The following is a 6,945-nucleotide window of genomic DNA, read 5'->3' on the forward strand; positions in this document are numbered from 1 at the left end:
TCAATGGCTAAAACAAAGCTTTTAGTCATGATAGTTACAACTGTATTTTCATTTACAAGTATGTCAAATGCCTTCTTTTTAAAGGGATATTCAGCTATTCCATGGTTTATATTAAGCGCGTTAACATATTTTGTTCCTTACTGTTTTATAATTGCGGATTTAACTACTGTCTATAATGATAAAGCAGGGGGAATCTATAGTTGGCTTAAGGATTCAACTTCTCAAAGATTAGCATTTGTGACTACCTTGATGTGGTATAGTAGTTATTTTATTTGGATGATTTCACTTTGTATGAAAACCTGGATACCATTATCTATAATTTTATTTGGCGATGATTTTACTAAAAACAATAGGGTTTTTGGAAACATTCCAATGGTTATGGTAATTGCTTTACTCTCAATTTTTTTAATAATTTTAATCTCATTACTAAAATTAGGTGGATTTAAAAAAATACTGGATTTATCTTTTATAAGCGGTAGATTTATGTTGCTTTTAATGGGGATTGTAGGAATAGGAGCTATTATATCCTTGATTGTAAATCATGGACAATTGGTAGAAAGTTTTCAGTTTAATGATTTGTTTAAATCACAAGGGAAATTGCAAAGTAGTGCTGAGAATTTTTCGTTTTTCATATTTGGAATAACCGCTTTTGGTGGTTTGGATACTGTGGCTTGCCTAGTTAACGAAACAGGAGTATTAAAGAAAAAGTTTTCCAAATATGTTTTAATAAGTGGTGCTATAATCATTTGTTTGTATATTTTTGGTATCTTTCTATGGGGAGCAAGTATTGATCTTAAAGAAATGGTAAATGGTAATTCATTACATTTGGGAAATATTATGTATGGTCTTATTGGACAATTGTCATTAAACCTTGGAGAGCTTTTAAACTTATCAAAAGGAGCAAGTAACTTACTTTTTCAAATATTTATTCGATTAACAGCAGTTACTATTTTTACATCCTATATAAGTTTACTGTCAATTATTTCAACAGGACCTTTACTAGCGGTTACTGAGAGTTTAAAGGAAACCAGATTAAAGAAGTATTTAAAATGGGAGAGTAAGAAAAAATTACCAATAATTCCAATTATTATACAAGGGTTTCTTCTAAGTATTTTTATTTTAGGAATTAGCTGTTTTCAAAATTCTATTGGAAGTTTTTACAACCAATTGACTATGATGACCAATATATCAAGAGCAATTCCTTACTTGTTGCTAGCATTATCCTATCCTTCATTTAAGAAAATATATCCTAGAAATAGTTTATTACCATTTTGTGACAATAGAAGAAATCAGTTGCTACTTAGTTTTTCCGTATCTATAACGGTAGTTATAAGTATTTTCTTTAGTATTTATGAAAAAGTATCTATTGAGGATTATTATAGTGCAGCTACTTTAATTATAGGTCCGATTATATTTGCAATAATAGGGTTAATCCTTTTTGATTTAGCAAAAGGTCGAGGAAAAGTCCTGTATCAATAATAATTTTTTAAGATATTAAATATTAAGGAAAGTGAAAAATATGTCAAAAGTGTACTTAGTAGGAACGGGACCGGGTGATCCGGAGCTTTTATCGATAAAGGCATTGAGAGTATTAAGACAGGCAGAAGTTGTTTTATATGATAAGTTAGTCAATCCCTTGCTCTTATATGAGGCTCCAAAGGAGGCAAATCTTATATATGTAGGCAAAGCCCCTAAAAATCATACTATGCAACAAGAGGATATTCAAAATGTTCTTATTGATTATGCTAAAGAAGGGAAAATTGTTGTAAGGTTAAAGGGAGGGGATCCGGCTGTATATGGAAGAGTTGGAGAGGAGATGGAAGCTCTTGAAGAAGCTGGAATTCCATATGAGGTAATCCCCGGCATCACCACAGTATCAGCAGCATCTGTTTATTGTGGTCTATCAATTACAAAACGATATGAAAGAGAAAAAATTTTCATTTGCACACCAACGGCAAAACTTAGGGAATTTGTTAAAGAACCTTTAGTAAGTATTGCAGAAGGTGGAGTTGTTGCTATGTATATGGGAATGGGAAAATTAGAAAATATTTGTAATGCTTTTTTACAACAGGGAGCCGATAAGGATTTATCGGTAATGGTAATTCAATGGGCAACTCTTGGTAGGCAGAAAAAAATTGTAGGAACTTTAGCAACGATTTCAAATCAAGTTGAGTATTATGGAATTTATAATCCTGCAATTATAATAATTGGAAATTTTTCAAAAGATGAAATAAGCAAATTATCTTGGTTTGAAAACAAGCCCCTATTTGGAAAAAGAGTTATTTTTATTTCCGATACTTCTATGGAATTTGACGAAATTTTGAAACTTACATCTTTAGGGTGTGATTTTTTCCCGATTTTCATAGGGGATATATACGATTCCCGATTTGATGAAATATATAGTAGAATTTTGCTAGCCAAAGAGCAGTATGATATTATCTATTCAAAAAACTGTAGTAAAAAGGATTTTGTTTCATTGTGTAATAAATTAAACATTTAAATAATAAGGATTTTGGTGGAAACAGTGATTATTAAAGTAGGAACTCGAAAAAGTATATTAGCAGAAATTCAGGCAGATTTGGTAATTAATAAACTTCAATTAAGATTTCCTGATATTACCTTTAAAAAAGTATTTATTCAAACTCAAGGTGATATAGATAAAAAAACAGACTTGGCTATTATTGGTGGCCAAGGTGTTTTTGTGAAAAAAATTCAGCAATCATTAATATCGGGAGAAATTGATTTAGCAGTGCATAGTGCAAAGGATTTACCATCGGCAGAAGTTGAGGGGCTTACTTTAGCCGCTTATACTGAGAGGGAAATCGTGACGGATTCTTTATTAATATGTGGTGGTTACAGGAATCTAATGGAATTGCCAAAAGGTGCAATTGTAGGAACAAGTAGTTTACGTCGACGTTTTCAGATATCCTATAATAGGCCTGATATTAAGCTTAATTCATTAAGAGGTAATATAGATACTCGTTTAAAAAAATTGAAGTCCGGTCAATATGACGCAATTATAATGGCTGGAGCAGCATTACGACGTTATAATATGATAAAAGAAGATAAGAAAATTATAGAATACATTTTGCCGCTGCAGGATTTTTTGCCGGCTCCGGGTCAAGGGGCTATTGTTGTTGAAGGTAGAATAGGTGACAAAGCAAGTATTATTGCATCAGAACTGGATAAGCCGGATGTTAGGGAAGCCGTTAGCTGTGAAAGGGCTTTTTTAAGGGTTTTTGGACTAGGATGTAATTCACCTTTAGCAGCATATGCTAGAAAGGTAGATGACAAAATTATTTTAAATGCCATGATTGGAGATTTGAAATCAGGTAAGCGATATGATTGCAGGATAGAAGGTAAAAATCCTGAAAAACTTGGTAAAAAGGCAGCAGATATATTAAGAGGGGACTTAGTATGACAAGGCTTTTTTTATTAACCCGAGAGCCTAAAAAAAACATAGTAGATATGAAAACCAGGTTCAAGGATTATCCGGCTCGATTTGTTTCCATTCCATTAATAGAGATAGTATATGATTTTCAATGGTCTTTTGAAAAAGTAGAAGAACTTGAAGGATATCCTTGGATTTTCTTTGTTAGCCCATCAAGTGTTAATGCTTTTTTTGAAACACTAAAAGAGTATATAAAAACCAATTCATCAATGGTAAGTAAAATAGAGCAGATACTAAAATTAAAATATTTTGCTGTAGTTGGACCGTTTACAGGTAAAGAATTGGTGAAACATGGATATAATATTGGATTTATGCCATCTAAGTCCTATGGTAAAAATCTAATTGACGAATGGGTAAAGGCGTATCCAAATGAAATAGAGCCACTTTGGATTATAGGCAATAAAGGAAATATTAAAAATTATGCAAAATATGGAAATTATTGGCAGATGTATAAAAACCAATGTCCATTAGGTAGTCCTGAAAAATTGAGGGAATATATGAAAGAGAATATAATTACTGATTACTTTGTCTCCAGCCCATCGATTTGGAGTAGATTTTTTTATGTGGCGAAAGATTTTCCAAACTATCCACCTATTGATTACTATGTACTGGGAAATACAACCTATAGAGCTATTAAAAGGGATTTAGGAAAATATGTTAATATAAAAGTATTATAGTAAATCAAAGTGGGGAATTTAAATGTTGGATTATCATTATATTACATTTTTAGCAGTATGTGAAACTTTAAATTATACAAAAGCAGGAGAAATCTTAAATTTTACACAGCCGGCAGTTAGTAAACACATATCTCAACTACAGGAAAAATTAGGGGTTACTTTATTTGAGTATAGACAGAAACAGCTTCATTTAACAGAAGCGGGGAAATATTTGTATGAGTTGGTTTCAAGAATAAACAAAGAGGGAGAAAAAGGACTGAAACGTTTATTGTATGAGGATTTTCCAAGAGAAATAACACTATCATGTACATTTACCATTGGAAATTATTTAATAAGTAAGGCTTTAATAGGACTATCTAAAAGATTTCCATTTACTCATTTCAATATATATGTCGAAAATACTAGAGATCTTCTACAATCATTGGACTTAGATAGAATTGAATGCGGATTTGTAGAAGGAAATTTTGACAAAGAAGCTTTTCAACATCGACTGTTTAGGAAGGAACCGCTTATTGGAATCTGTTCTCCAAATAGTAAATTTGCAGGGAAAAAAATAACTTGGAATGATATAGTTTATGAAACATTTATCTTACGTGAATATGGTTCAGGACTTGGAAAACTGGTGGAAAATGAAATTGCTAAGAACGGATTGTTTCTAGATCAACTTAATGTAATGCATATAGGCAATTACAGTATAATAAAGGATTTTGTAAAAAATAATTTAGGAATAACATTTTTATATAAATGTTCCGTTGAAAAAGAATTGGAAAAAGGAACTCTAGTGAAAATGGACTTTGAAAAGGAATTGTATGCGCCTGAGATGTTCTTTATATACCGAAAATCAAATGCAACAGTCGAAAGAATCTTAAAGAATTTCGATCTTTTTGAAAATATAGATTGATAATTTCTGTATAATATATAAGTTTTATGAAATGATAGGGAGAAAATATGAAAAAAGCTATAGTTGTTGCCAGTTTTGGAACTACCTTTCCCGGAATTAAAGTTAAAATAACAGACATCATAGAGAAGCGATACATAAAAAGATTTTATGACTTTCATATATATCAAGCATATACCTCTGAAATGATTATAGAGCAAATAAAGATAAAAAAAGGAATTGAAATATTAAATATCCCTGGAATATTAGAAAAATTATCAAAATCTGAATACGGACATGTTTTTATTCAACCTTTACATATAATTCAAGGAAAAGAATATGAAAAAATCGTAGATCAAGTTGAAATCTACAAAGAAAGGTTTGATACTATAAAAATAGGTAAACCGTTATTAACCGATTTAAGCGATTTTATAGATTTAAAAAAAATATTGATAAAAAGAGTCGAAGGATATAAAAAAGGAGAAGGATTGGTATTAATGGGACATGGTAGTCTTAATAAAGAAATTATGGCCTATACCTATCTTGATACTATATTAAAAGCTGAGCCTATTTTCATATGTACAATGGAAAGCTGTCCGAGTATAGAAATGCTGATTGAAAAATTACATAATTGCAATATAAATAAAGTAAATATAGCTCCGTTGTTATTAGTGTCAGGGAAACATGTAAAAAAAGATATGATTTCCAAGGAAAAGTATTCCTTAAAATCCAGACTTGAAGATGAGGAATTTATAGTTGATGTTAATCTTAAAGGTCTTGGAGAATATGATGAAATACAGGAAATCTATATACAGCATACCCAAAGATTACTGCTTGAAAATAGAAGTCGTTAAATGTTATAAAAAAACAAATAGTTTATTTACTAATTCTATATTTAAATGAAAGGGATAGATATGTATTCTATAATGCTTGAATTAAAAAATAAAAATATTACATTAGTAGGTGGAGGCTATATAGCAGCAAGAAAAATTAAAGCCTTAATGGGGCAAGGTGCTTTAGTTAAAGTTATCAGTCCATCCTTACATAAGGATATAGATAGGAAGGCTATAATTTGGAATAAAAAGAAGTATGAGAAAGATGATATTAGAGATGCCGATTTGATTTTTGCATGCACTAGTTCTTCAGTGGTCAATGAACAGGTAAAAAAAGATGCTTTACCTCATCAATGGGTAAATGTTGTAAGCAATAAAAATTTATCGGATTTTTTTAATATGGCCACATTAAACTGGAAAAACTTTAAAATCAATATTTCCAGTGAAGGTGTATCACCTTCAAAAACCAAAGAATTAAAGGAAAAAATGATTAAGTTATTAGATAATATTGATGATTTATAAAATTTGATATTCAGTAGGAAGATATCTATTAATATTAAGGTAGTTGAATTTATAATAGTGTAAAATAAAAGCGGACTTATGCAGTCCGCTATACTTAAATTCATCTTGTTAAAAAATGGCTCTTTGTCAAATGGTGCTGGTATACAATAAAATAACAAACTACTTTTATATCAGGTAGCTATATAGCTGCCTGATAATTTTTTATTTTTTGTCTTTAGACAGTTGAGTACGCGTAGCGTACGAAACATAAAACCACCTGCTATGCGGGTGGTGGAAATAGGTTATACCAAATAATCACTTTCTTAATATAATAGAGTTGTTCAGACTTCTATGTATAGAAAGGAAAGTGATTAGATGGCAAATAAGACTGGTATGGCAACCCTTTTTTAGACAATTTCATGTCAAACACTTCCTTGAATTTCTTAACGACTATAAAATATTTCCAAGAACTAGTCTAAGGTAAAGGCGTTGCCCAAATTAAAAGACATAATTTGCCATAGCCTAAACCTTGAAAATATTCTTATCTATTTATAGAAATTCAACTTGTCATATGTAATTTTCTGTATTCTATAGGACTTAGATATC

At 30.6% G+C, this 6,945-nt stretch carries 7 protein-coding genes; all 7 read left to right on the forward strand.

The genetic code is table 11. The annotated features are described in order from the left end of the window. Nucleotides 1–3 precede the first annotated feature (3 nt). The 7 genes from WAO56_RS04220 (at nt 4) to WAO56_RS04250 (ending at nt 6,360) form a co-directional block, all read left to right on the forward strand. On the forward strand, nt 4–1,479 hold the full coding sequence (locus tag WAO56_RS04220; RefSeq protein ID WP_422146286.1) for an amino acid permease: 1,476 nt from the start codon (nt 4–6) through the stop codon (nt 1,477–1,479). A gap of 40 nt (nt 1,480–1,519) precedes the next feature. After that, nucleotides 1,520–2,500 carry a uroporphyrinogen-III C-methyltransferase gene (gene cobA / locus WAO56_RS04225; protein ID WP_422143145.1) on the forward strand — a complete coding sequence of 327 codons (981 nt, stop codon included), beginning with the start codon at nt 1,520–1,522 and terminating at the stop codon, nt 2,498–2,500. A 24-nt stretch (nt 2,501–2,524) separates the two neighbouring features. Next, nucleotides 2,525–3,421 (forward strand): hydroxymethylbilane synthase, encoded by an 897-nt coding sequence (gene hemC, locus WAO56_RS04230; protein ID WP_422143144.1) that lies wholly within the window; start codon nt 2,525–2,527, stop codon nt 3,419–3,421. Beyond that, on the forward strand, nt 3,418–4,128 hold the full coding sequence (locus WAO56_RS04235; protein WP_422143143.1) for a uroporphyrinogen-III synthase: 711 nt from the start codon (nt 3,418–3,420) through the stop codon (nt 4,126–4,128). The genes hemC and WAO56_RS04235 overlap by 4 nt, the downstream gene beginning before the upstream one ends. A gap of 22 nt (nt 4,129–4,150) precedes the next feature. Continuing rightward, nucleotides 4,151–5,029 (forward strand): LysR family transcriptional regulator, encoded by an 879-nt coding sequence (locus tag WAO56_RS04240; protein WP_422143142.1) that lies wholly within the window; start codon nt 4,151–4,153, stop codon nt 5,027–5,029. Between the two features lie 47 nt (nt 5,030–5,076). Continuing rightward, nucleotides 5,077–5,859, forward strand: a complete 783-nt coding sequence (locus WAO56_RS04245) for a sirohydrochlorin cobaltochelatase (RefSeq protein ID WP_422143141.1) — start codon at nt 5,077–5,079, stop codon at nt 5,857–5,859. A 72-nt stretch (nt 5,860–5,931) separates the two neighbouring features. After that, nucleotides 5,932–6,360 carry a precorrin-2 dehydrogenase/sirohydrochlorin ferrochelatase family protein gene (locus tag WAO56_RS04250; protein WP_422146287.1) on the forward strand — a complete coding sequence of 143 codons (429 nt, stop codon included), beginning with the start codon at nt 5,932–5,934 and terminating at the stop codon, nt 6,358–6,360. Nucleotides 6,361–6,945: the final 585 nt, after the last annotated feature.

It is taken from the genome of Miniphocaeibacter sp. (assembly GCF_049276255.1).
Lineage (GTDB): Bacteria > Bacillota > Clostridia > Tissierellales > Peptoniphilaceae > Miniphocaeibacter.

Excerpts from the sequence above, each read along its gene's own strand:
- WAO56_RS04220 (WP_422146286.1), top strand. The coding sequence starts at position 4 with ATGGCTAAAACAAAGCTTTTAGTCATGATAGTTACAACTGTATTTTCA.
- cobA (WP_422143145.1), top strand. The coding sequence starts at position 1,520 with ATGTCAAAAGTGTACTTAGTAGGAACGGGACCGGGTGATCCGGAGCTT.
- WAO56_RS04235 (WP_422143143.1), top strand. The coding sequence starts at position 3,418 with ATGACAAGGCTTTTTTTATTAACCCGAGAGCCTAAAAAAAACATAGTA.
- WAO56_RS04240 (WP_422143142.1), top strand. The coding sequence starts at position 4,151 with ATGTTGGATTATCATTATATTACATTTTTAGCAGTATGTGAAACTTTA.
- WAO56_RS04245 (WP_422143141.1), top strand. The coding sequence starts at position 5,077 with ATGAAAAAAGCTATAGTTGTTGCCAGTTTTGGAACTACCTTTCCCGGA.
- WAO56_RS04250 (WP_422146287.1), top strand. The coding sequence starts at position 5,932 with ATGCTTGAATTAAAAAATAAAAATATTACATTAGTAGGTGGAGGCTAT.